At 52.4% G+C, this 24,125-nt stretch carries 19 protein-coding genes and 1 pseudogene; 10 read left to right on the top strand and 10 right to left on the bottom strand.

Annotated elements, in window-relative coordinates:
• Positions 1-159 precede the first annotated feature (159 nt).
• Both Q8W32_RS02895 and Q8W32_RS02890 read right to left on the bottom strand, forming a co-directional pair.
• A complete protein-coding gene (locus Q8W32_RS02895; RefSeq protein ID WP_305413628.1) occupies positions 160-3,330 on the bottom strand; it encodes a DUF3427 domain-containing protein in 3,171 nt (1,056 codons plus the stop codon).
• 63 nt (positions 3,331-3,393) lie between these two features.
• Positions 3,394-3,672 (bottom strand): hypothetical protein, encoded by a 279-nt coding sequence (locus Q8W32_RS02890; protein WP_303431276.1) that lies wholly within the window; start codon positions 3,670-3,672, stop codon positions 3,394-3,396.
• Between the two features lie 416 nt (positions 3,673-4,088).
• Here Q8W32_RS02890 and Q8W32_RS02885 point away from each other — a divergent pair, with 416 nt between their 5' ends.
• The 5 genes from Q8W32_RS02885 (at position 4,089) to Q8W32_RS02865 (ending at position 9,805) form a co-directional block, all read left to right on the top strand.
• Entirely contained in the window at positions 4,089-4,796 is a 708-nt protein-coding gene (locus tag Q8W32_RS02885; protein ID WP_305413626.1) for a tRNA-uridine aminocarboxypropyltransferase, read from the top strand.
• A gap of 202 nt (positions 4,797-4,998) precedes the next feature.
• On the top strand, positions 4,999-5,721 hold the full coding sequence (locus Q8W32_RS02880; RefSeq protein WP_303431273.1) for a YebC/PmpR family DNA-binding transcriptional regulator: 723 nt from the start codon (positions 4,999-5,001) through the stop codon (positions 5,719-5,721).
• Positions 5,722-6,033: 312 nt separating this feature from the next.
• The gene (locus tag Q8W32_RS02875; RefSeq protein WP_305413625.1) at positions 6,034-7,815 is read left to right on the top strand and encodes a choice-of-anchor I family protein; all 1,782 of its coding nucleotides are present in this window, start codon (positions 6,034-6,036) and stop codon (positions 7,813-7,815) included.
• Positions 7,816-8,034: 219 nt separating this feature from the next.
• The gene (locus Q8W32_RS02870; RefSeq protein WP_305413624.1) at positions 8,035-9,027 is read left to right on the top strand and encodes a hypothetical protein; all 993 of its coding nucleotides are present in this window, start codon (positions 8,035-8,037) and stop codon (positions 9,025-9,027) included.
• 1 nt (position 9,028) lies between these two features.
• Positions 9,029-9,805, top strand: a complete 777-nt coding sequence (locus Q8W32_RS02865) for an HIRAN domain-containing protein (RefSeq protein WP_305413623.1) — start codon at positions 9,029-9,031, stop codon at positions 9,803-9,805.
• 73 nt (positions 9,806-9,878) lie between these two features.
• On the opposite strand, the gene aroE is transcribed toward Q8W32_RS02865, so the two are convergent.
• The 7 genes and pseudogenes from aroE to Q8W32_RS02830 all read right to left on the bottom strand — a co-directional run bounded on the left by aroE (position 9,879) and on the right by Q8W32_RS02830 (position 17,041).
• Positions 9,879-10,703 (bottom strand): shikimate dehydrogenase, encoded by an 825-nt coding sequence (aroE, locus tag Q8W32_RS02860; RefSeq protein ID WP_305413622.1) that lies wholly within the window; start codon positions 10,701-10,703, stop codon positions 9,879-9,881.
• A gap of 45 nt (positions 10,704-10,748) precedes the next feature.
• Positions 10,749-11,699: an oxygen-dependent coproporphyrinogen oxidase gene (hemF, locus tag Q8W32_RS02855; RefSeq protein WP_305413620.1), complete on the bottom strand. Its 951-nt coding sequence runs from the start codon at positions 11,697-11,699 to the stop codon at positions 10,749-10,751.
• Between the two features lie 29 nt (positions 11,700-11,728).
• Positions 11,729-12,286, bottom strand: coding sequence for an L-threonylcarbamoyladenylate synthase (locus Q8W32_RS02850; protein ID WP_303431267.1), 558 nt, complete (start codon positions 12,284-12,286; stop codon positions 11,729-11,731).
• Between the two features lie 170 nt (positions 12,287-12,456).
• A pseudogene (locus Q8W32_RS02845) lies at positions 12,457-13,179 on the bottom strand (IS3 family transposase); the annotation flags it as partial.
• A gap of 23 nt (positions 13,180-13,202) precedes the next feature.
• A protein-coding gene (locus Q8W32_RS02840) for an IS3 family transposase (RefSeq protein WP_303434947.1) occupies positions 13,203-14,344 on the bottom strand; the annotation gives its coding sequence in 2 pieces (ribosomal slippage) (positions 13,203-14,095 and positions 14,095-14,344; 1,143 coding nt in all).
• Positions 14,345-14,807: 463 nt separating this feature from the next.
• Positions 14,808-15,917, bottom strand: coding sequence for a DNA-processing protein DprA (gene dprA / locus Q8W32_RS02835; RefSeq protein ID WP_305413619.1), 1,110 nt, complete (start codon positions 15,915-15,917; stop codon positions 14,808-14,810).
• 65 nt (positions 15,918-15,982) lie between these two features.
• On the bottom strand, positions 15,983-17,041 hold the full coding sequence (locus tag Q8W32_RS02830; RefSeq protein ID WP_303431260.1) for a LysM peptidoglycan-binding domain-containing protein: 1,059 nt from the start codon (positions 17,039-17,041) through the stop codon (positions 15,983-15,985).
• A gap of 159 nt (positions 17,042-17,200) precedes the next feature.
• Here Q8W32_RS02830 and def point away from each other — a divergent pair, with 159 nt between their 5' ends.
• From def to Q8W32_RS02805, 5 genes are read left to right on the top strand one after another with little or no spacing between them, the layout of a single operon-like run.
• A complete protein-coding gene (def, locus tag Q8W32_RS02825) occupies positions 17,201-17,722 on the top strand; it encodes a peptide deformylase (protein ID WP_303431259.1) in 522 nt (173 codons plus the stop codon).
• Positions 17,722-18,699: a methionyl-tRNA formyltransferase gene (gene fmt, locus Q8W32_RS02820; RefSeq protein WP_305413618.1), complete on the top strand. Its 978-nt coding sequence runs from the start codon at positions 17,722-17,724 to the stop codon at positions 18,697-18,699. Before def ends, fmt begins: the two co-directional genes overlap by 1 nt.
• Positions 18,696-20,072 (top strand): 16S rRNA (cytosine(967)-C(5))-methyltransferase RsmB, encoded by a 1,377-nt coding sequence (gene rsmB, locus Q8W32_RS02815; RefSeq protein WP_305413616.1) that lies wholly within the window; start codon positions 18,696-18,698, stop codon positions 20,070-20,072. The genes fmt and rsmB overlap by 4 nt, the downstream gene beginning before the upstream one ends.
• Before the next feature lie 2 nt (positions 20,073-20,074).
• Entirely contained in the window at positions 20,075-21,448 is a 1,374-nt protein-coding gene (gene trkA, locus Q8W32_RS02810; RefSeq protein WP_303431256.1) for a Trk system potassium transporter TrkA, read from the top strand.
• Positions 21,449-21,478: 30 nt separating this feature from the next.
• Positions 21,479-22,927, top strand: coding sequence for a TrkH family potassium uptake protein (locus Q8W32_RS02805; protein ID WP_303431255.1), 1,449 nt, complete (start codon positions 21,479-21,481; stop codon positions 22,925-22,927).
• Between the two features lie 26 nt (positions 22,928-22,953).
• Here the strand turns inward: Q8W32_RS02805 and Q8W32_RS02800 are convergent, their stop codons facing one another.
• Entirely contained in the window at positions 22,954-23,835 is an 882-nt protein-coding gene (locus Q8W32_RS02800; protein ID WP_305413615.1) for a lysophospholipid acyltransferase family protein, read from the bottom strand.
• Positions 23,836-24,125 lie beyond the last annotated feature (290 nt).

Raw genomic sequence — 24,125 nt, 5'->3', positions numbered from 1 at the left:
CAATTCCAGCGATTATGCAGATTGGGGAGAGTTGCTGCTGACACCGGGGAAAGACAGAGCCCACACTAAATTAGTGCCGACAGGCATAATTTAATAACAAGCTTACTGGTATCAGATCATCATTTAAAATAATTACAGCAGCCCTGTAAAAAAATGATATCAACCTAAGGAAAGCTTCGCAGCAGCATGCCAAATAAATGCAGGCATTGGCTTTTCAAGCTCCCAAGTAATATTCATGGGTTTAGAGCCAGAATGGCTTACGTAATTAACACATCCCAAGTTAACAAAGGCCATAGTTCTACCATCCAAATCTTTGGTTTTTTCGCGTACAAATAATATTATTTTTCGACCATTTATAGCTTGTTGAATATAATCTTTTCCCCTGCCACGATCAGGCCTAGCACTATTTTGTGTTTGCCAATGAAAAAGAGTTTCTGTTACTGCATAATCATGATACATCACGGTAGGAGAGAAATGTTTTTCTGTCTTATCTAATGTTACGAATAATAGTTCGGTATTTGTATTCTTAACAGAAATAACGCCCTCAAAGGCAACCGTCTCACTTTCAAAATCATTTAATCCATAAGCCGTGAATATTTGCTCTCTTGAATATCTACTATGCAAAAACAGTGGGACATCAAAAATATTATCAGGAGCAATCTCTACATGTTCAATCCGGCCAATAGAAATATCAATAACATCTACAAGCTCTGCTTGTAATTTTTCATTCTTCAAAGCCCTAAGGCTTTCCTCTAGACAGGAAAATCCGAGACTAAGACCAGGCTTACCCCAAAATGCGTAATGCGTCATAATTCCATATATCTTTTCTTTTTTGGAAATCAATGGCATATCGAAATTACTGCAACATAACGTTTTAAGAAATTTAAGATAGTCCATGCTATTACAAGACATAATATGTCGATATATGGCCCGTCCATAAGGGTTTGTCAAATCCATTCCTACTTCAGGTTCTTGTATTTCTCCAGAAAGTACAGAATCAACCAATTGATTCCACCCTCGCTTGTTGTTAGTTTGAACTTTATAGATATCTTCAATAGTGACTTGAGGATTTATTTTCAAAAAATTTGACAAAGTAAGCGGTAAATCAGTCTGGTGTTTGAAATTAACTAGCATCCTCTTTAGTCGTGTTAAGTTAAAAACTGCTGCTCGTATATTATTTAAAATTTGAGCTTTTGCTTTTTCTTCTACCACTAAGTTACAGCCAGATGGAAGATGAGGAAAGCCATTTTCAACTTCTTCCTTAATTGATTTTTTAGTTTTTCCAATCAATGCCCGCAAGCGCGAAGAAAAATCATACTCCGAGCGTGAATTTCCAACAAAATCCAGAACCGTACAACTATCCTTATCCATTGTAAGTCGTAATCCACGTCCGAGTTGCTGCAAAAAAACAGTTAATGATTCTGTAGGCCTCAAAAACAATAATGTATCGATCTCTGGAATATCGACACCTTCATTAAACATATCAACAACACATAATATATTAATTTCTGCCATTCTAATCTGTCGACGTAACAAATCTCTCTCATGACTATTATTTGAGGTCAAACACCCCGCCTTTAATCCTACCTTTAAAAACTCATTCACCATAAATTCAGCATGCTCTCGATCGACGCAAAAAGCTAATGCTCTACATTCAGAGACATCTGTTAAGATATCTGTCATTGCCTGTAAGATGTGTTTGGTTCTCACAGGATCTTGTCTATAAAGACGGCTCAATTCTGCCTGGTCATATCGCCCATTATTCCAATTAACTGATGCTAAATTGGTATCATCATAAATCATAAAATAATGGAATGGTGTCAAAATTCGCTGGTTAATAGCCTCTGGCAATCGAATTTCTGCAGCAATAACACCATGAAAATCATCAAGTATATCTAAGCCATCGTGACGCTCAGGAGTGGCTGTCAAACCAAGTAATATTTTTGGTTTAAAATAAGACAATATTTCACGATATGAATTGGCTGCTATGTGGTGGACCTCATCAACAACAATAAAGTCATAGAAGTCACCTGTCAGCGACAACTTTCCATTTGACAAATTATTTTTCAAGCTTTGAACTGAAGCAAAGAGAGAATCATAACTTGTTGGACTTTCGCCACTAAACCATAATGCCCCCCAATTTTTATCACGCAAAATTGATCGATAACTGGACAGCGCTTGTTGTAAAATCTCCTGTCGATGAGCAACAAATAAAAATTTCGCCTGTGGATGTGCACGATAATAGCGTGAAAAATCAAATGCTGATATTAAAGTTTTTCCAGTACCTGTTGCAGCGACGATAAGATTACGGAAACGACCATGTAGTTGCCTTTCTACAGTTAATCGCTCCAACACTTCTTTCTGATGAGGATAAGGGTTTATATCAAAATCCACACCTGAGAATTCATATTTCGAACCACCTTCATTACTTAAAGATATTCGTAGTTTTTTCTCACTACATTCAGATCCATCGTATACTTCAAAGTCACTCGAATTCCAATATACTTCAAACATATCCAAAGATTTTTTCAAAATATGTGGAATCTCTTGCGATGTAACCTTTAGATTCCATTCGAGCCCGTTTGTCAATGCCGAATGAGATAGATTCGATGAGCCAATATATCCGGTATCAAAACCAGTTTTACGTTTAAACAAATATGATTTAGCATGCAGCCTCTCAGAGCTGGTATTGTAACTGAGCTTTACTTCCGTATTCGGCAGACCAGCCAGAAACTGTACCGCTTTAAAATCTGTTGCTCCCATATAAGAAGTTGTAATGACTTTTAATTTTCGACCAGATTTAGTAAAACTTTCTAATTCATCTTTGAAAATACGAATACCAGTCCACTTTATAAACGATACTAATAAATAAATTTCGTCTGCCGATAAAATCTCTCGCTTAATCTCACTCTCAAGTGACAATCCAGAATTATTACCGCAGAACAATTCACTTTCAGACAGTCCTGTCAGCGGCATTATTCTCTCTGCGTAGGCTTCTAAGTCTGCGGCAATGGGGTTTTCTTTCTGCAGCAAGGCTGTAAGAATTCGGCCTTTAGTGTCGAGTAAATTCTCACTTAATAAATTTTTTTCCAGTAAATTATCATCAACCCATTGCATCAATTGGTTAGTGAATTCTAGTTTATCTTTTAATGAATTACCTGATCTTGGTAGGTTTTCTAATGCTATTGATAAAATCTTTGCTAAAAAATTTGCCAACCATAATGCGGCCTCATCCGGCTCAATTTTTCGTTCTGCTATATAGTATTTATCACTATTCAACTGCAGCTTAAGTGACTCAGTGATTAGTTGTTCGTAAATACCCTGTTCCATCAGAAAAACCTCATCATTAAGGACAAATCTAACAAATATTTTTTAGAAATTTCAGTAATTATACTACCCCACAACCTCGATAAAGACGTCCGCTGGCTCGCGGGTAATCACGTAGCCCAGGCTTTTAAGGGAGGTAAAGCCGCTGCTTAATACCGGTGTTTCACTGCCGCTATCGGCATAGGTCCAAACGTTTTCGGGGGACTCTTGCATGATTTCGAGCACTCGGGCGTACTCCAGTCCGCTACGCCCCATCAGGCAGCCATCCAGTCCGGCCTGTTCGTTATGGGGGTTACGTATGGGGCGATATTCTTCAAAAAATTCCTGGGTGGTGATGGTGCGCATGCTGATCTCCGCTGGTTTGCTGCGATGTGCCTGAATCTGGTGTGGATGTACCAAGGTGGAGTGTACTTGGCTGTCATCCATTTGGGTGCAGGTATTTGCTGGAGTGTCCTGGTTTGGTCATAAAATCAGGAGTAGTGGTGGTTTTTGTCGTTATTCTGTCTCTCGGGGCTATTGTTTAACCGCGCCAGGCCTGTTCAATACCGGTTCATACTCCGAACCTATCCCCTATCCCCTATCCCCTATCCCCTATCGCCCGGTATCGCTGTTCAACCACCCAAACACCGCTGTTTAACCATTGTTCTGTCCCGGTTTTCTGACGACGGTCTGGCCCGCTTCTACCCGATAAGGCAACCACAATTTGCCGCTGCGGTCACTTTGCCTCACTATGCGCTCCCTTTTCTCCCCGTGTACTGATCATGTCTGATGTTCCTCCTGTGCTCGAAAATGCGGTTACTCGTCTGCGTCAGCGCGAGTTGGCGCAGTCCCGGCGGGCATTTATTGCCCGTGGCGGGCGGATGGTTCGTTGTCCGCATTGTTTGCTGTCGGTGCCCTTGTGTTTGTGTTCAGAACGGCCAGCGCCGTCGGATGAAGCGGCCGTTTGTCTGATTTTTTATAAGGGTGAGGTCTACAAACCCAGTAACAGCGGCCGTCTGGTGGCGGATGTATTAAGCGATAATCACGCTTTTCTGTGGAATCGCACCGAGCCGGATCCGGCCCTGCTGGCGTTGCTGACCAATCCGGCTTATGCCCCTGTACTGGTGTTTCCGTTCCAGTACGCCGACAGTCACCGTCGCCTCGATACTCCTGCGGCGTTGCAGCAATACCGTACACAGGCCGCTGAGTCCCGGCGCAAACCGCTGCTGGTATTGCTGGATGGCAGCTGGCGCGAAGCGCGCAAGATGTTCCGTAGCCCCAGTCTGGCTAATCTGCCGGTGTTGGGTATTCAGCCACAGGCTCCGGGCAACTATCAGTTACGGGAAGCGGCGCACGATTATCAATTGGGTACTGCTGAGGTGACGATCGAGATCCTGCAGCAGTTGCAGGCACCGGTTGCCAGCGCCCGTCTGGCGGTATATTTCAACCTGTTCCGTGAACGTTATCTGGCCGGCAAGCCCAGTCACTGAGCGGCAATGTGGCCAGCCGCGGATTTAATCAGCGGTCAGAAGGCTGTTTTCTGGCGCTCAGAATGATTCAGCAACGACTGACAGACGTCGGCTTTGCGGTGGAAATCCATGGCCTGCGGCCGGATCGACAAGACAGCTTCCGCTGCAATGGGTACAATTCGGGCGTTTTTTGACTTATTCACCCAAGAAAAGACTGATTCCCATGGGCAGAGCGTATCAAAACCGGAAAGAATCCATGGCCAAAACGGCCGCGGCAAAAACCAAGGTCTACTCCAAGTATGGCCGTGAAATTTATGTAGCCGCCAAGGCGGGCGGTACCGACCCATCGGCAAACCTGTCGTTGCGTTCCCTGATCGATCGGGCCAAGAAAGACCAGGTACCGACCCACGTGATCGAGAAGGCCATCGACAAAGCCAACGGTGGCACGGGCGAAGATTTCCAGCCCGCGTTGTACGAAGGCATTGCTCCGGGTGGGGCCATGGTGTTGATCAGCGCCCTGACCGATAACCCCAACCGTACTTTCGGTGAAATCCGCGGTGTGTTCTCCAAATGCAAGGCCAAACTGGGCAGCCAGGGCTCGGTCTCACACATGTTCGATCATCGCGCCATGTTTGTATTTGCCGATGACAGCGAAGATGACGCGCTGGAGATGCTGATGGAAGCGGATATCGATGTCTCGGATATCGACTGCGAAGACGGCATGGTAACGGTGCTGGTGCCACCTACTGAGTTTTTCAAAACCAAAACCGCTCTGACCAGCTGGCGTCCTGATATTGATTTCGAAATGGAAGAAATCACCTATCTGCCGCAGATGCCGCACCCGATTGCCGCCGACGATGTCGAGCACTTTGAGCGTTTTGCCAATCTGATGAACGATCTGGAAGATGTGCAGGAAATCTACCATAACGGTGAATTTGAAAGCTGATTCCCAGCGATTGCAGGTCTTGAACAGCCGCCAGCTCTGGCGGTTGTTCCGCTGTTGGCCGCACCACACCGGCTACCGTTTTCTTGCCCGGTTATGATCCACTTCTCGCTTGTATTGATTCTTTAATGGATCAGTAACACCCACTCCAACACCCGCTCCCTAGCCTCTCTGAAACTCTTTAATGGCGTCAGCATTCTGCCATTTGAGTGTCATCCAACTGTCATACCCGAGTCAAAGCACTGTCATTAAACAGTCATACGCTAACGCACCATATATGACCTTAAAAAACATTGGCTTACAAAGGATATCGCAATGACTCTTGAGATGATGAAGAAGACGGCACTGGCTGTAGCAATGGCATCACTGCTGGCTGCGTGTGGCTCTGATGGCGATGACGGCACCAATGGTGTTGATGGCACCAATGGCGTTGACGGCACCAATGGTGTTGACGGCACCGATGGCGTTGACGGCACCGATGGCGTTGACGGCACCGATGGCGTTGACGGCACCGATGGTGTTGACGGTACCGATGGTGTTGATGGTACCGATGGTGTTGATGGCTTCAGTGGTCAGCTGGTTCAGGTCGGCCGTTATGAGTCGGGTATTTATGACGATGGCGGTGCTGAAATCGTTGCCTTCGACAGCACCACCAACAAACTGTTTGTGATCAACTCAGGGAATGCCGCGGTTGACGTGCTCGACCTGAATGATCCATCCGCCCCAACGCTGCTGGGCACTATTTCTGCCGAAGACGCCGGTGTAGCCGGCTTCGAAGTCGGTGGTGTTAACAGCGTTGCCGTCAGTAATGGCATTCTGGCCCTCGCCGTCGAAGCAGATACCAAACAGGACAACGGTCGTGCTTACTTCTACAACAGCGACTCGCTGACGTTCCTTGCTTCTGTTGAAGTGGGTGCCTTGCCAGATATGATCACCTTCTCACCCGACGGTAACACCGTACTGGTCGCCAACGAAGGCGAGCCCAACGATGATTACACCGTTGACCCAGAGGGTTCAGTCTCCATCATCCGCCTCGTCAACGGCGTACCAACCGTCAGCACCGCGGGCTTCTCTGCGTTCAATACTGATGGCGCCACCCCGATTGATGACGACGTCCGTATCTTTGGCCCTGGTGCCACCGTCGCCCAGGATCTGGAGCCAGAATATATTGCAGTGTCTGCCGACAACAGCACGGCCTTTGTATCGCTGCAAGAAAACAACGCCATGGCAATCGTCGACATCGCTACCGCTACGGTAACAGACGTAGTAGCGCTGGGCTTCAAGGACCACAGTGTTCAAGGCAACGGCCTGGATGCCAACAAGGAAGACGAGGTTGCCAATATCGAACAGCAACCACTGCTTGGCATGTACATGCCAGACTCCATCGCTTCTTACTCGTTTAACGGCAACACCTATATCGTTACCGCCAACGAAGGTGATGCTCGGGACTACGATGGCTTCTCTGAAGAATCCGATCTGGAAGACCTGGACCTGGATACCACAGCCTTCACTTCCGACCAGATTGCCGTACTGCAAGACGCCGACGCTGGCCTGGGTGGCCTGACCGTATCCGGCGTTGATGGCGATACCGACAACGACGGCGATATCGATGAAATCTACGTCTACGGCGCGCGCTCGTTCTCTATCTGGAATGCAGAAGGCGACCTGGTGTTTGATTCTGGCGATCAGTTCGAGCAAACCGTTGCCGATACCACGCCTTATTACTTCAACGCCTCCAACGACAACAACAAGATCGACAACCGTTCCGACAACAAAGGGCCAGAGCCAGAAGGCCTGACTCTGGGTGAAGTGAACGGCGAAACCTACGCGTTTATTGGTCTCGAACGTCAGGGTGGCATCATGGTGTTTAACGTCAGCAACCCGTTCGCACCACAGTTTGTAACCTACGAACTGAACCGTGACTTCTCTGTTGATATCGACGAAATCGACGATGGCAACCTGGCCGCTGGCGCAGCTGGCGATCTGGCTCCAGAAGGTCTGGCCTTTGTCTCTGCCGACAACAGCCCAAGCGGTAACGCCCTGGTTATTGTGGGTAACGAAGTGTCCGGTACTACTACCGTGTACGAATTCAAGTAAGTCGCACCACGCTCGAAAAAAACCGGCTGAATAGCCGGTTTTTTTATGCCTGTCTCCCATAACCGTCTGTAGTCCCCCTGGCTATCTGCTGGGCAAACCGACAAGTTGTTAGAGCCTCGATTCATGGATACTATTTCTTTGCCATACAGAGATCGTCTGTCGATCGTATGCCGTATTACACCAGTTAGGAATTTTGTCTTTTAATGGCGTAACAACGCCATGATTGATCGGCAAGAGGTTTATCAGAAGCCTGATCAGATCATCGATATTGCAAACTGGAATATCCATCAGGACTACGAAGTCTTTCCCGTTGGGGCGCGCGAGAAATCATTGCGCGTGTGCCCGATGAAAGCTCCATTTGATTTCTGTCTTCCTGGTCATCGCTACCTGTTTAAAGAATCCATCAAAAGTGCCAGAAATCCGGAACAATCACGTTATCCAGATCAGTACTGGGCCGAAGTGATCGCTTTTCGTATCGGGTGCCTGATGAAACTCAGGCTTCCCCCTGTGTTTGTAGCGATCGATTCAACCCGTAACGAGCCAGGAACGCTAAATGAGTGGTTTCTGGGTTATCCCAACTCCCCTGAAGAACGCTTCTTTGCCGGCGGGGAATATATGCAGCGCCTTATTCCTGGCTATGACCGGGAAAAGGGCCGACAGCACAACCTGACGACTATAATCAAACTGAGCAAGGTATTGGAGCGCAAGAAATACCTCGCATCCGACTGGCAATATTATTGGGGATTGTGCCTGTGTTTTGATGCCTTGATCGGCAATACCGATCGTCATCAAGAGAATTGGGGATTGATTTGGTCAGAAACAGATCCCCCTGTACGGTTTGCTCCTTATTTTGATAACGGCACCAGTCTCGGGCACGAGTTGCAGCGGGACAAAATGCAGAACATGATGCGCGACCATCATCAGCTAGACTGTTACATTCGCAGAGGCCGACACCAAATGCGTTGGCACTCCGAGGATACCCAGCGCCTATCATTAACCGAAGGTGTTGTCCGCTATTGTGAGTATTTCCCCAGAATCAAACCAATACTGATAGAGCGCCTGACAGGGCTGTGCGAAGATGAAATCAGACAGCCGTTGCATGATATGACTCTTTTTGATATGCCACATCCATTGACTCAGCAACGGGCTGATTTTATTACCTTGCTGACCCTGACAAGGAGAGATGGCCTGCTACAGGCACTGGAGAACTGACATGAACCGTTTCATCGAACACTTGGTTGAGCCACAACGATTACTGCTGTACTGGCAGGCGCGCGAGAGCCAACAACGCTCGCGATTTCGTGTGGGCCAAATAGTAAAACAAGGTGAAAAGGTAGTGTTGCAGTACAGTGCTGAACACGACATGACACAAGCCAAACAAATGGGGTTTCAGGGTCATCCTGCTTTTCCGCTACAACAAGAAAGGCATGAACATCAGGTAATGGAGGCATTTACCCGGCGTCTGCCACCACGTAGTCGGCGTGATTTTACTCGCTACATGGCCCTTCGGGCCATTCCGGAAGATGCACAACTAAGTGATTTTGCTTTACTCGGTTATAGCGGTGCCAAATTGCCAGATGATGGTTTTGAGCTGGTTCATCCTTTTGACGAACCTCCGGAAGTATTTGAAATACTGATTGAAATTGCCGGTTTTCGGCACGAGACAGAAGTTAAAGCAGAAACATTAAAAGCGGGTGATTCAATCCGCTTTGTGATCGAGCCAGATAATTCAGTGGACAACGATGCAATACTCATTGAGCACGCAGGCCACAAACTTGGCTATGTCCCCAGAGGGCATCTTGATATGTTCCATCGCATGCTTTCTCAAGGAGCAAACATATCCGGAGAAGTTTTTCGTATCAACGGCAGCCTGGAGCGACCTCTGATTTATGTACTCACCCAAATTGCACAAAGCCCTCTGCAAAAACCTGCATTGATGTGCGCAAGCACTTCTGATGGTCAGCATGAGATGGCCAATACAAAGACATAAAAAAACGTCTGAGTACCAGCTATGCCAGTACTCTCTTGAGTAGCAGAATCCACGCTAAAGAAGAACCATGCCGCTAGCGACGGCGGTCGTTCCGCAACATCGACAACACCGGAGCCACATCCGGGCGCTTGCCACGCCAGACGTAAAACGCTTCTGCGGCCTGCCCGACCAGCATCCCCAAACCGTCGATCGTCTGTGCTGCCCCGAGGGCATCGGCCCAGGCGTTGAATACCGTGGCCTGATCTCCGTACATCATGTCGTAGGTGATGGTGTGATGTGCCACCAGCTCATCGGCCAGCGGTGGCAAGTCGCCTCCCAGGCTGGCAGAGGTGCCGTTGATAATCAGATCAAATGGCCCACTCAACCCAGCAAAACCGCTGGCGCAGATATTGCCCAGATCACTGAAATCTGCCGCCAGTTGTTCCGCCTTGCTCACCGTGCGGTTGGCGATCACCAGCTCTGCCGGGTGTTCTTCCAGCAGGGGCTGCAGCACACCTTTAACGGCACCACCGGCTCCCAACAGCAAGATACGTTGCCCGGCCAATGGCACCTGGTGTCGTTTCAGATCCAGCACCAGTCCGGCACCGTCGGTGTTATCTCCCAGCAACGAGCCATCCGGCTGTTTTTTCAGGGTGTTGACGGCACCGGCTCGCCGGGCCCGGTCGGTATAGGCATCGGCGAGCTGATAGGCCTCTTCCTTGAACGGTACGGTGATATTCATGCCACAACCGCCACCATGTTCAAAAAACAGCCGGGCGTCGCGCTCAAAACCATCGCGCGGGAATAACAGCGCGGTGTAGAGAATGTCTTCGCCGGTTTGCGCCGCAAACTCGGTGTGTATCAGCGGTGACTTGCTGTGCCCAATGGGATTGCCCACAACGGCGTAACGATCGGTCATACAGAAACTCCTGCGTATCCTGGCGATGGTGTGTCAACCCGGTGCTCAGACCCAGTCTTTATGAGGCAAAAAGTCGGTGTATAAACGCGCTTCGGCCGATCCCGGTTCTGGCTGCCAGTCGTAATCCCAGTGCACCACCGGCGGCAAGGACATCAGGATGGATTCAGTACGGCCACCGGTTTGCAAACCAAAAATCGTTCCACGATCAAATACCAGATTAAACTCGACATAGCGGCCACGGCGATAACACTGGAACTTGCGCTCACGCTCACCCCAGGGCTGGTCTTTGCGACGCGCCACAATCGGGACATAGGCATCAATATAGGCATTACCCACCGCTTGCATAAAGGCAAAGCTTTTGTCGAAATTACGCTCGCCACCCCATTCGTTGAGGTCATCAAAAAACAGGCCGCCAACGCCTCGGGTTTCGTTGCGGTGCTTGAGGAAAAAGTACTCGTCACACCACTGTTTGTATCTCGGGAAGACTTCATCACCAAAGGGGGCACAGGCGTCCTTGGCGGTCTGGTGCCAGTGCACCACATCCTCTTCGTATGGATAAAACGGCGTCAGATCCAGACCACCACCAAACCACCACACCGGCGCTTCGCCGGGTTTTTCGGCCACAAACAGCCGCACATTGGCGTGTGATGTCGGCACGTAGGGGTTTTCCGGGTGTATCACCAGCGAGACGCCCAATGCCTGAAAACTGCGTCCAGCCAACTCCGGCCGGTTGGCCGTCGCCGATGCGGGCAAGGTTTGCCCACGCACATGAGAGAAATTCACCCCACCTTTTTCAATCACCGCCCCGTTGGCAATCACACGGGTACGGCCACCACCAAGCAACTGCAGGCTGCCCTCGGCTTCGTCCCGCTCCCAGGTGTCTTCACTGAAGCGGGCCTGGCCATCCTGCTGCTCCAGTGCAGCGCAGATACGATCCTGTAAATCAAGTAAAAAAGCTTTGACTGCGTCGACGTCGCAGTGGCTGTGATCGGTCATTAAAAGAGGCTCCTGAGGGTCGACGGGCATCAGCGCAAGCGCGTGCCGTCCAGAGTTCGAATTTCGGAAGGTTGACGACGGCCGCCCAGTACACCAGGCAGTAAATAATCCAGATCGTCGGCAAAATACTGCCGCACCTTCAGCGCCGTGCGGGCAGGCTCGGCTCCGGCCGGATTGGCAGAGGTCGAGACCAGTGGCCCGACCTGTTGGCACAAGGCCGACACCAGTGGATGATCGGCAATACGCACCGCCAGCGATGCATGTTCGCCCCGTAACAACGGACTGACGTCATCCCTGCAAGGCAACACCCAGGACACCGGCCCTGGCCAGCTGGCACGCACCTGAGCTTCATCACTGCTGCTCAACGGCAAGAGCCAGTCATCCAGCTGTGATAACGAGGCAGCCACCACCACCAGACCTTTTTGCCACGGCCGCTGTTTTAACGCCAGTATCCGCTCGATCGCACGTTCATCCGCCGGGTGACAACCCAGCCCCCAGACGGCTTCGGTCGGATAGGCAATCACGCCACCGCTGTTCACGGCACGGCACGCCTGCTGCAAATGCCAGGCATTAAGGTAAAAAGACAAGGTGCTGTTCCTGCAAGATAATTGGCCGAACCCTACCCCATCACCGGAAGCTCGACAAGCATCCGCCAGCGCAACGTGCTGGCTGGCTGATTGAGAGCAGATTGTTTGGCTGTTGGGTATCCTTGCGCTTTCGTCGGTATGGACTGTTCTGGTCAACAAAACCGGACACATTAATTGGCTAATTTCTCATGCTCCGCCGGTGACAAGTCACCGTTCGAGGAGTGCAGTCGATCCAGGTTGTAATATTTCATATAGGCCGCAACATCCTGTTTCATATGAGCCCGCGTCGGCTGGTGTACTTTGAACAGCCAGTCATGTTTTAGGCTCCCAAAGAAGCGTTCAACCACGGCGTTGTCCCAGCATGCACCAACGTCTCCCATTGAAGCTCTCATGTCATACCCTTTCAGCAGTTTGGCGAAGGATTCACTGGTGTACTGTGATCCTCGATCACTGTGGAACACCAGGCCTTTCGGTGGTTGCCTGAGGTTATAAGCTTTGATCAAGGCTCGACTGATCAGACTTGTGGTCATGCGTTTGTCGATGGCCCATCCAACTATCCTGCGCGAGTAAAGATCCATAACGATCGCCAGATACATCCAGCCTTCACCGGTTTTCAGGTAGGTGATGTCTCCTGCCCAAACCTGATTTTTACCCACCGGATTAAATTGTTGATTGAGCAGGTTATCGGCTACTCGGTCACTGTGTTTTCGTTTGGTTGTCGCCTTGTAAGCCACGCGCTGCGTGACTTTAAGATCCAGTTGCTGCATCACTGTTCGTACTCGATGTCGACTCACCTGAATGCCTTCTTCACTCAACTTTTTGACCAATTCGCGACTCCCCAAGCTGTTTCTGGAGGCTTTGAACAGTGCTTTGGCACGTCGATACAGGTGTGTTCTGGTCAACAAAACCGGACACATTAATTGGCTAATTTCTCATGCTCCGCCGGTGACAAGTCACCGTTCGAGGAGTGCAGTCGATCCAGGTTGTAATATTTCATATAGGCCGCAACATCCTGTTTCATATGAGCCCGCGTCGGCTGGTGTACTTTGAACAGCCAGTCATGTTTTAGGCTCCCAAAGAAGCGTTCAACCACGGCGTTGTCCCAGCATGCACCAACGTCTCCCATTGAAGCTCTCATGTCATACCCTTTCAGCAGTTTGGCGAAGGATTCACTGGTGTACTGTGATCCTCGATCACTGTGGAACACCAGGCCTTTCGGTGGTTGCCTGAGGTTATAAGCTTTGATCAAGGCTCGACTGATCAGACTTGTGGTCATGCGTTTGTCGATGGCCCATCCAACTATCCTGCGCGAGTAAAGATCCATAACGATCGCCAGATACATCCAGCCTTCACCGGTTTTCAGGTAGGTGATGTCTCCTGCCCAAACCTGATTTTTACCCACCGGATTAAATTGTTGATTGAGCAGGTTATCGGCTACTCGGTCACTGTGTTTTCGTTTGGTTGTCGCCTTGTAAGCCACGCGCTGCGTGACTTTAAGATCCAGTTGCTGCATCACTGTTCGTACTCGATGTCGACTCACCTGAATGCCTTCTTCACTCAACTTTTTGACCAATTCGCGACTCCCCAAGCTGTTTCTGGAGGCTTTGAACAGTGCTTTGGCACGTCGATACAGGTGCAATTCTTCCGCAGTGATCACCTTGGCTGGACGAGCTTTCCACGCGTAGAACGCCGACTTGCTGACGTTCATCACATGACAGAGCAATCGCACCGGATAACTCTGTCTGTGATTTTCAATAAAGTGGTATTTCACTTCATTTCTTTCGCGAAGAAAGCACTGGCCTTTTTTAAAATCTCTTTCTCCATGCGCAGGGTTTTGACTTCCTGACGAAGCCGCTTCAGCTCTTCCAGTTCCGTTTCTGCAGGCTTTGATTCACTGGTTGACTGCGCCTGTTTTTCCTTCCACCGATAGAGCAAGTTGGTGGCGATACCCAGAGACTTCGCGGCCTCCGGAACTGAATAACCTTGCTCGGTCACGAGAGAGACGGCTTCTTCCTTAAATTCTGGCGGATATTGCTTGTAACTACGTTTCTGGCTCATGGTTGGCACCTCTGTTGGTGAAGAGTTTATCTCTTCTTGAGGTGTCCGGGATATTCAACCAGAACATTTTTCCCAAGAGAAAACAAACCAGATTGCCCCAACCACCTCACTCCGTTTCAATTAAAGTACTCCTTAATGCATAACAGTTTATTCATGCGCATGCTCGTTTTTCTGTTTTAACGTGCGCATTAATTTTGAGTTAAAAACGCAAAACCATTGAACTTCATGAGATTACACTCACACCGACCGGAAATACGCGCATGGATTTTCTCTCCGACTCAATAATACTGTTTATATACACAGCCTTATCGAGAGAGGCAGAAGCATGAGCAAAAGCCATTTTATCAATCACATCTCCAGATTCATGCGGCTGAATGGATCAGCCTCAGAACAGAGAGGTCATGATGACTGGGCAGCAGGCTCTGGTAACCCTCTGTATCTTAGACTCCAATCAGGCCAGCCCTCAGCGCAAACGCCGATAGCCGCCCGGCTCCTGTACCAGCCAGCCTTCGAGTTCCAGCTCCAGCAGATTCGCCATCAAGGAGGAGACCGATTCGCCAGTACGAATGGCCAGTACATCAAGGCTGGTGGTCGAGGCAAAATCCAGTTCCGTTACCAATGCGGGGGCCGCCGGGCTGGCTGTGGTCGGAGTCGCTGTGGCTGTTGACGATACAGATACCGGGGCTGACGGTGCCGTCAGGTCAAATAACGCCAGCTCTTGCAGAATGTCTTCGGCATCCCGCACCAGCAGTGCACCATCACGAATCAGCTGATGACAACCGGCGGCCAGTGGGTTGGTGACTGCACCGGGCAAGGCCATGACTTCCCGCCCTTGCTGGGCCGCCAGCCGGGCGGTAATCAGCGAACCGCTCTTGATCGCGGCTTCAACCACGACAACCGCCTGACACAAGCCACTCACGATCCGATTACGGCCAGGAAAGAAGGATGCCTGGGGCTGGGTACCTGCTGGCAGTTCCGACAAGACCAGGCCTTGCTGGCGTATCCGGTTGTACAGTTGCCGATGACGTTTGGGATAAACCACATCGGCACCACAGCCCAGCACCGCTACCGTGCTGCCTCCACTATCCAGCGCCCCCTGATGCGCCGCCGCGTCAATGCCCAGTGCCATACCACTCACGACGCACACACCGGCCCGGGCCAGGTCAGCAGCACACTGTCTGGCCCAGTCACGGGCATAAGGGGTGGGATTACGACTGCCGACCATGGCCACCAGCGGTTGTTGCAGCAGCGCCGGATTACCACGCCAGTAAAGCCACAATGGGGCATCACTGAGGCTTGCCAGGGCTGTTGGGTAGCGGGAATCGTCGCAGGTCAGTACGCCCTGGCCCGGCTCTGCTTGCCAATCCAGTAAGGCATAAAATACATCGGTGAGGGGTTGTTGCTGATATTGCTGTACCGCGGCCGGTTGCAACCCCAGTGCCAACAACTCATCAGGGGTGCAGGCAAGCAGCGCATCGAGGCTGCCCAGCTGTTCGCGCAGTTGATAGAGAGTGGTAACGCCCACCCCACGTACCTGGCGCAGACGCCACCAGGCTGCTAACCGCTCATCCATGAGCATGGCTCCTACTGTTTTCTGTTCGTTAACACGCCTGTCTGACGGTCTGGCCTGCAGCGCTGTTATTCAGGGCTGGTGAATTTATCGCCAACTTTTAATGGCCGTGTTGCCCGCATGATCAAGGCATAGGACAGTTTTTCGAAGGTACGGAAGACCATCATGCTGCCTGCGCGCTCTTCTGGCAGCACGACTTTTTCGTCGGCAGCCCGGTCAAACACCACCGCACCGGCTTTTTTCAATATCAGCACATCGCCGGGTTCCAGGTAATCCCGTTCGCCCCGGTTCAAGACCACAACATCATACTGTCCGACCTGGGAAACGCCGTCCGAAACCGCCAGGATCTGACCAGCGACCTTGCCGTTAGGGCTTTTGGGGAAATACTGGGTGATCAGTTCGCGGTCTTCTGTGGGCAACAAGACGTCACCTACAGCGACTTGCTGGTTGGTACGATCCAGTTCTACTGTGCCAATCTCGCCATTACGGGCAATGACGCGGGCAAGGCCGATATCAATCGCTTCCAGACCCAGAATCTCTTCGGTTTCCGGGTCGGTATACAACTGACCCTGACGGAAGATGCCAAAGGCATCGGCGCTGTGGAGTTTGAAATCACCGCGGGCATACACCCGGCTGCCGGCTCCCATCAGCAGGTGGTCATCCACCCCTGACAGAATGCGTGGTGCATTGGTCAGAGTATCACCGTCGACTACCCGGTGTTCACGCAGGAAACCCCGGATGGCACCAACCGGAATCGCCGGAATCGCCGACTCAATTGATTCGATCCGCGCCGTTGGCTGCAATTTAACCGTTCCCGGGCTGAGTTTGACGGTGCGGCTGGCATCACCACGGCTGACAATGCCCACTCGGGTTTCGCCGTTGATTGTCATCAGGCCAATCACATCGCCAGGAAAAATCAGGTGTGGATTGCTGATTTGCGAATTCTGGTACCAGATTTCCGGCCACATCCAAGGGTCATTGGTATAGCGGGCAGAGATATCCCACAGGGTATCGCCCTTAACAACCACGTACTCACGAGGGGCGTCTGGTAACAACTGCAACGCCGAGACATTCGCGGTTATACAAATCAGCGCGGCAAACAGCAGGCGCTTGATGGTTTTGCTCATCCTCTATTCCCTTTATCATTCCGATACTAACGTTAATCGTATTCACCGGGGTGGTGGCAGGCTAAGCTGGACAGGTTAACACCAGCCCGCGCTCGGCAATTGCAAGCCGGGCAAGTTTAACAAGCCACTACCCCCAAGTTCTATAAGCACAGTTGATCTATGGCCATTCTGGAAATACTTGAGTATCCCGACCCGCGTTTGCGCACTGTTGCCGCGCCGGTCACACAGGTTGACGATCGTATCCGCACGATCCTCAACGATATGTTTGACACCATGTATGACGCCCCGGGTATTGGTCTGGCGGCGACACAGGTCAACGTCCATGAACGCATCATTACGATTGATGTGAGCGAAGACAAGACCGAACCGCTGGTGTTTATCAATCCTGAGATCCAGGTCCTCGAAGGTGAGCTGGAAACCATGCAGGAAGGCTGTTTGTCGGTGCCCGGCTTTTATGAAGACGTGACCCGCATCGAGCACTGTCTGGTGAAAGCCCTCGACAAGGACGGCCAGCCATTCGAACTGGAATGCACCGGCCTGCTGGCGGTTTGCATCCAGCATGAAGTCGATCACCTCGAAGGCAAGCTGATGGTCGATTACCTTTCCTTGCTGAAGCGTAATCGGATCAAGGACAAGCTGGAGAAAAAACACAAGGCGGAAGCCCGTCAAGGGAAACGCTGATGGCCCTGCGTATTGTTTTTGCCGGTACACCAGACTTTGCCGCCAGCCACTTGCAGGGGTTGCTCGCAAGCGAACACGATATCGTCGGGGTTTATAGCCAACCGGACCGGCCAGCGGGACGGGGTAAAAAACCGCAACCCAGCCCGGTCAAGCAGTTGGCGCTGCAACACGAGATACCGGTATTCCAGCCGCTGAATTTCAAGACGCCAGACAGCGTCGAGCAACTCGCCAGCCTGAATGCCGATCTGATGGTTGTGGTTGCCTATGGCCTGATTCTGCCAGAGGTCGTGCTGAACACTCCCCGTTATGGTTGCCTCAATGTGCATGCCTCGCTGTTGCCTCGCTGGCGCGGCGCAGCACCGATCCAGCGTTGTATTGAAGCGGGCGACACGCTCACCGGTATTACCATCATGCAGATGGACGTCGGTCTGGATACCGGCGCCATGCTCAATATCATCAGCACCGCTATTCTGCCCGATGACACCGGTGGCAGCCTGCACGATCGACTGGCCGAACTCGGGCCACCGGCCTTGCTCGCCACTCTGCAACAGGTGGAAGCCGGTACGCTGACGCCTGAAGCGCAAGACGATGCCCTGGCCAACTACGCCCACAAGCTGACCAAGCAAGAAGCCCTGATCGACTGGCAGCAGCCTGCCACTGAGCTGGCGTTACGCATACGGGCCTTTAATCCCTTTCCGATGGCCTACACCCTGTTAAACCAGGATCGTGTCCGGGTACTGGCGGCAGAGGCACTGGAGACATCCGATAGTGCCGCACCGAGTGCCATACAGGAGAGCCTGACACCGGGAACAATTGTTGCCGTCGGCAGCCAGGGGCTGGATATCGCCTGCGGCAGCGGCCTGTTACGCCTGACTCGGGTGCAGCTGGCCGGTAAAAAACCCATGAACGTGGCCGATCTGATCAATGGTCAACCACATCTGTTTCAACCCCACTACGTACTGGCATCCTCCCTTTGAGCCGAACACATCCGCTATTGTCGACATCCACCCATGACCCGCGCGCCCTCGCCGCCATTGGTTTGTATCTGGTCGAGGGCGGCCAGTCACTGAACACACTGATGCCGGCGCTGGAGGGCCAGGTGGAAGACGTCGACCGGGGGTTCCTGCGCGACTTGCTGCTGGGCAGTTGTCGTTATTATTTCCGCCTCAATGCCATTGCCAAGATCTTGCTCAGCAATGCGTTCAACGACGAGCAGGAAGTGCTGCACTGTTTGCTGATTGTGGGTCTCTACCAGCTCGAAATCCAGCACAAGGCCGCCCATGCCGCCGTACACGCGACGGTAGAGGCCTGCGATGAGCTGGGTCATGGTCAGGCCCGAGGGGTAATCAATGCCTGCTTGCGCCGTTATCAGCGCGAGCAAACCGCTCTGGCGGCCCAACTGGCGGACAACCCGGTCACCGCCACCAGCCACCCCAAATGGCTGGTCAAGATGCTGACCAAAGCCTGGCCGGAGCAATGGCCCGATATACTGCACAACAATAATCAGCTGCCGCCGTTGTGCTTGCGGGTCAATCGCCGTCAGGGTGAGCGTGATGCGTATTTACAGCAGCTGCAAGCACTCGGAATCGAAGCCCGTCCGGCGCCGTTTGCGCCCCAGGGTATTTACCTCAGTGAGCGCTGTGATGTCACCACACTGCCCGGGTTTATGGAAGGTGCGGTCAGTGTCCAGGACGAAGCCGCTCAGCTGACCGCTGACTTGCTCGCGCCCCAGGCAGGAGAACGGATTCTTGATGCGTGCGCCGCTCCCGGTGGCAAAAGCTGTCATTTGCTGGAGCTGGCCGATATCGATCTGACGGCGGTCGACCTCGAACCCGGCCGAATGGCCCGGGTAGAAGAAAACCTCGCCCGCCTGCAGCTGTCAGCCACGCTGCACAGCGCTGATGTTGCCGAGACCGATCAATGGTGGGATGGCCAGTTGTTTGATGCCATTTTGCTCGATGCTCCCTGCTCTGCCACCGGCGTTATCCGCCGTCACCCGGATATCAAGCTGTTGCGGCGGCGTGAAGATATCGCCCGGTTGGCCGAAATTCAGGCTCTCTTGCTGGATGCCTGCTGGGCGATGCTCAAGCCCGGTGGCCGCTTGTTGTATGCCACCTGCTCGGTATTGCCGCAGGAAAACAGCCAGCAAATCGAAACCTTTGTCCAGCGCACCACTGCCGCTGGTCACTCTAACGTCACGCTTTTGTCACTGGACAAGCCGTGGGGAAGCGCCTGTAATGCCGGGCGTCAGCTGTTCCCTGCGGCCGACAGTACCGACGGCTTTTATATGGCCTTGTTACGCAAAGACATTGCCACTTCATCTGCCACTGACCATGGGGACTCCGTGTAGCCATGAAAATTATTATTCTCGGCGCTGGCCAGGTCGGCGGCACCCTGGCTGAAAACCTGGCCGTCGAACACAATGACATTACGGTGGTGGATACCGATCAGGTACGGCTGCGAGAGCTGCAGGACCGTATCGATATCAAGACGGTCTCCGGTCATGGCTCTTACCCTCATGTCTTGCGCGAAGCCGGAGCCGATGACGCCGATATGCTGGTGGCTGTCACCAATTCGGATGAAACCAATATGGTGGCCTGTCAGGTGGCTTATTCGTTATTCCGGACGCCAACCAAAATCAGCCGGATTCGCTCCAATGCCTATCTGAAGCAACCGGATTTGTTCCGGGTCGATGCCTTCCCGATCGATGTACTGATCTCCCCTGAGCAAGTAGTTACCAACTACGTACGCCGCTTGCTGGAGTATCCTGGTGCGCTGCAAGTGCTCGATTTTGCCGACAAACGCGTGCAGCTGGTGGCTGTTACCGCCTATTACGGCGGCCCGCTGGTGGGTCAGGCAATCCAGCAATTAAAGAGCCACTTGCCCGATGTCGACACCCGGGTGGCAGCGGTCTTCCGTCGCGGCAAGGCGATAGAGCCAACGGGTGACACCATTATCGAAGCCGATGACGAGGTGTTTTTTGTTGCTGCCAACGCGCACATCAAAAAGGTGATGTCCGAGTTACGCCGCACCGAAGACTCTTACAAACGCATTATCATTGCCGGGGGCGGTAATATTGGTTATCGCCTCGCCAAAGAGCTGGAAGCCACCTATCACATCAAGATCATGGAGCGTAACCGCGACCGCGCCCGCTTCCTCAGCGAGAACCTCAATCACGCCGTGGTACTGCTGGGCACCGCCACCGACAAGGCGCTGCTGGAAGAAGAAAATATCGAGAATACCGATGTGTTCTGCGCCCTGACCAACGATGACGAGGTCAATATCATGTCGTCGTTATTGGCCAAACGCTCCGGCGCCCGCAAGGTCATGACGCTGATCAACAAGGCCGCCTATGTCGACCTGGTGCAGGGTGGCTCCATCGATGTTGCCATCTCTCCCCAGCAGGCCACCATTGGCAGCCTGCTTACCCACGTACGCCGCGGCGACGTAGTGAATGTGCACTCGTTGCGACGTGGTGCCGCAGAAGCCATTGAGGCCATCGCCCATGGTGACAGCCACTCTTCCAAGGTGGTCGGCAAGGCCATCCGTGAAATCCAGCTGCCACCCGGCACGACCATTGGTGCCATCGTTCGCGGTGAAGAGGTCATCATGGCGACCTCGGAAGTGGTGGTGGAATCGGATGATCACGTCATCCTGTTTGTGATGGATAAACGTCATATTGCTGATGTGGAACGGCTGTTCCAGGTTGGGCTTGGTTTCTTCTAATACAAATACAGACGTAAGGCGAACCGGATTATGCATATCTCCGTGATTGCACGGGTATTGGGTATCTTCCTGATGTTGTTCAGCTTGACCATGCTGCCCCCTATTCTGGTCTCTTTGTGGTTTAACGATGATGCCCTGCCTGCGTTTGTCAGTGCGCTGGCGATTACCTTTGGCCTCGGCTTTTTATGCTGGCTGCCGGTGCGCCATGAACATCACGACCTGCGCACCCGGGACGGTTTTGTGATCACCGTGCTGTTCTGGATTGTGCTGGCGTTGTCGGGGTCGTTTCCCTTTATGCTATCGGACAACCCGGGGCTGAGTTTTACCGACGCCTTTTTTGAATCGCTGTCTGGCTGGACCACTACCGGGGCGACCATTATGACCGGCCTCGACCAGCTGCCTGAGAGTATTCTCTGGTATCGCCAGCAGCTGCAATGGCTCGGCGGTATGGGGATTATTGTGCTTGCCGTTGCGGTACTGCCGATGCTGGGCATTGGTGGCATGCAGCTGTTCCGGGCCGAAACACCCGGGCCACTGAAAGACTCCAAACTGACACCCCGTATTACCGAGACCGCCAAGGCGCTCTGGTATATTTATCTGAGCCTGACCATTGCCTGTGCGCTGGGTTATTGGCTGGCGGGGATGACGCCGTTTGATGCCGTCAGCCACAGTTTTTCCACCGTGGCGATTGGCGGATTTTCAACCCACGATGCCTCCATGGGTTACTTCGACAGCGCCACCATTGAGATGATTGCGGTCTTTTTCATGCTGACCTCATCACTCAATTTTGCGCTGCACTTTTACGCCTGGCGCTACCACTCCCTGTCGCATTTTATTCGCGACTCCGAGCTCAAGTTCTTCTTTGCCGTGATGGCCGGAGGCATCGCCCTGACCATTCCGGCCTTGTGGCTGACCAACACCTACGAGCTGCCCGAGGCAGTACGTTACGGTATTTTTGAAACCGTTACCGTGGCCACCACGACGGGGTTCAGTACCGCTGACTTTTCTGCCTGGCCGATTTTCCTGCCCGTATTGCTGTTTATGATGGCCTTTATCGGGGGCTGTGCCGGTTCAACCGGCGGCGGTATGAAGGTGATTCGGGTGCTGCTGATTTTCAAACAGGGAAATCGTGAGATTAATCGGCTGGTGCACCCCAATGCCGTGATTCCTGTGAAAATCGGCCGTCAGCCGGTATCCGAACGGGTACTGGAAGCCGTGTGGGGATTTTTTGCCCTGTATGTTCTCACCTACATGGTGATGATGCTGTTACTGCTGGCCACCGGGCTCGACCACGTAACGGCCTTTTCCGCCGTCGGTGCCTGCCTCAACAACCTCGGTCCGGGCCTTGGCGAAGTGGCCACTCACTACGGTGATATCAGTGATGCTGCCAAGTGGATTTGCGCTCTCACCATGCTGCTGGGGCGGCTGGAAATCTTTACCTTGCTGGTGCTGATCAGCCCATCGTTCTGGCGCGGCTGAGTGCGCCCGCAACACGGGCGCTTGTCTCAGGGTACCCCGGCTGCTTTATACGGGCTGGGGGTGCCATCGGGCTGACGCTTGAAGCGTTTGTACGTCCACTGGTATTGCTCCGGTGCCATGGCGACCACTTGCTCGACACTGCGGTTCAGTGCGGTGCAGGCAACGTCGGCATCCTTGCTGTAGATATCGGCATCCGGTTCCAGAAAGTGCACATCAAACCCCTCGGCATCAGGGCGACGCAAGGCAAACGCCATTAACGCCCGTGCCCCGGTCCGCTGTAACAGCTCGTGGGGCATGCGCGGCGTCAGTGTTGGAACGCCCATAAAAGGGACGATCACGCCACTGCGACGCTCAGGTTCCTGATCCGGCAAAAAGCCCGCCACGCTCCCTTGCTGCAGCGTTTTGAACAACGCCCGTACGCCTCCGGCCGTGGTCGGCACCAGTGTCGCACCGGTGTTCTGGCGACGCTGTCGCATCCAGCTATCAAACAGCGGATTCTTTGCCGGCTTGAACATGATGGTGATCTGGCAGCGGTTACTGAGGTAGGTATTCAGCTGCTCCCAGTTGCCAATATGCGGGGCCAGAATCAAGACACCCTGGCTGTCGGCCAAGGCATCATCCAACAGTTTGGCGTTATGCACCCGTCGTATCAGGCTCAGTACATCGATCGTATTCTTGCCCCAGAAAACACCCATCTCTGCACCGGTCATGCCGTTGTGCAGCAAGGTTTTTTTCAGTAACTGATCGCGCTCTGCGGTGTCCATATCCGGCGCCGTCAACGCCAGGTTCACCCGTGCCACTTCCCGTGACCGGGTGCGGCGTAACCACAGCAGCCAGCCCAGGCCACGTCCAATACGCTGGGTCAGCCCCAAGGGCAGCAGTCCCAGCAAGCGAACAAGGCCAATCATCCAATATCCGGTAATCTGTTTCACCGCTTCTCACTGTTCTGACTTGAAAAGCGCAGTGTACGACCTGTGTTTATTCAGGCAAGTGTTATAGCAGCTGGCTCAAAATGACACTGGCATGACGTTGACGATAAAGGTTCAATCCTGTCCAGACAGCGGCATCGTCTATACTGAGAAGCTGGACAGCCAATCCACGGAGGGACACCATCACGAATCCTGGCCGCACGAGGTGACAGAGACACGCCTCAACGCTAAAGTGCCTCTGAGCACTGCCCTGGCGGCAAACGGCAAAA

The organism is Oceanobacter sp. 3_MG-2023, assembly GCF_030688925.1.
Taxonomy (GTDB): Bacteria; Pseudomonadota; Gammaproteobacteria; order Pseudomonadales; family Oceanobacteraceae; genus Oceanobacter.
Note: the sequence above shows the minus strand (reverse complement) of the source record. Positions and strands in the feature narration are given on the sequence as shown.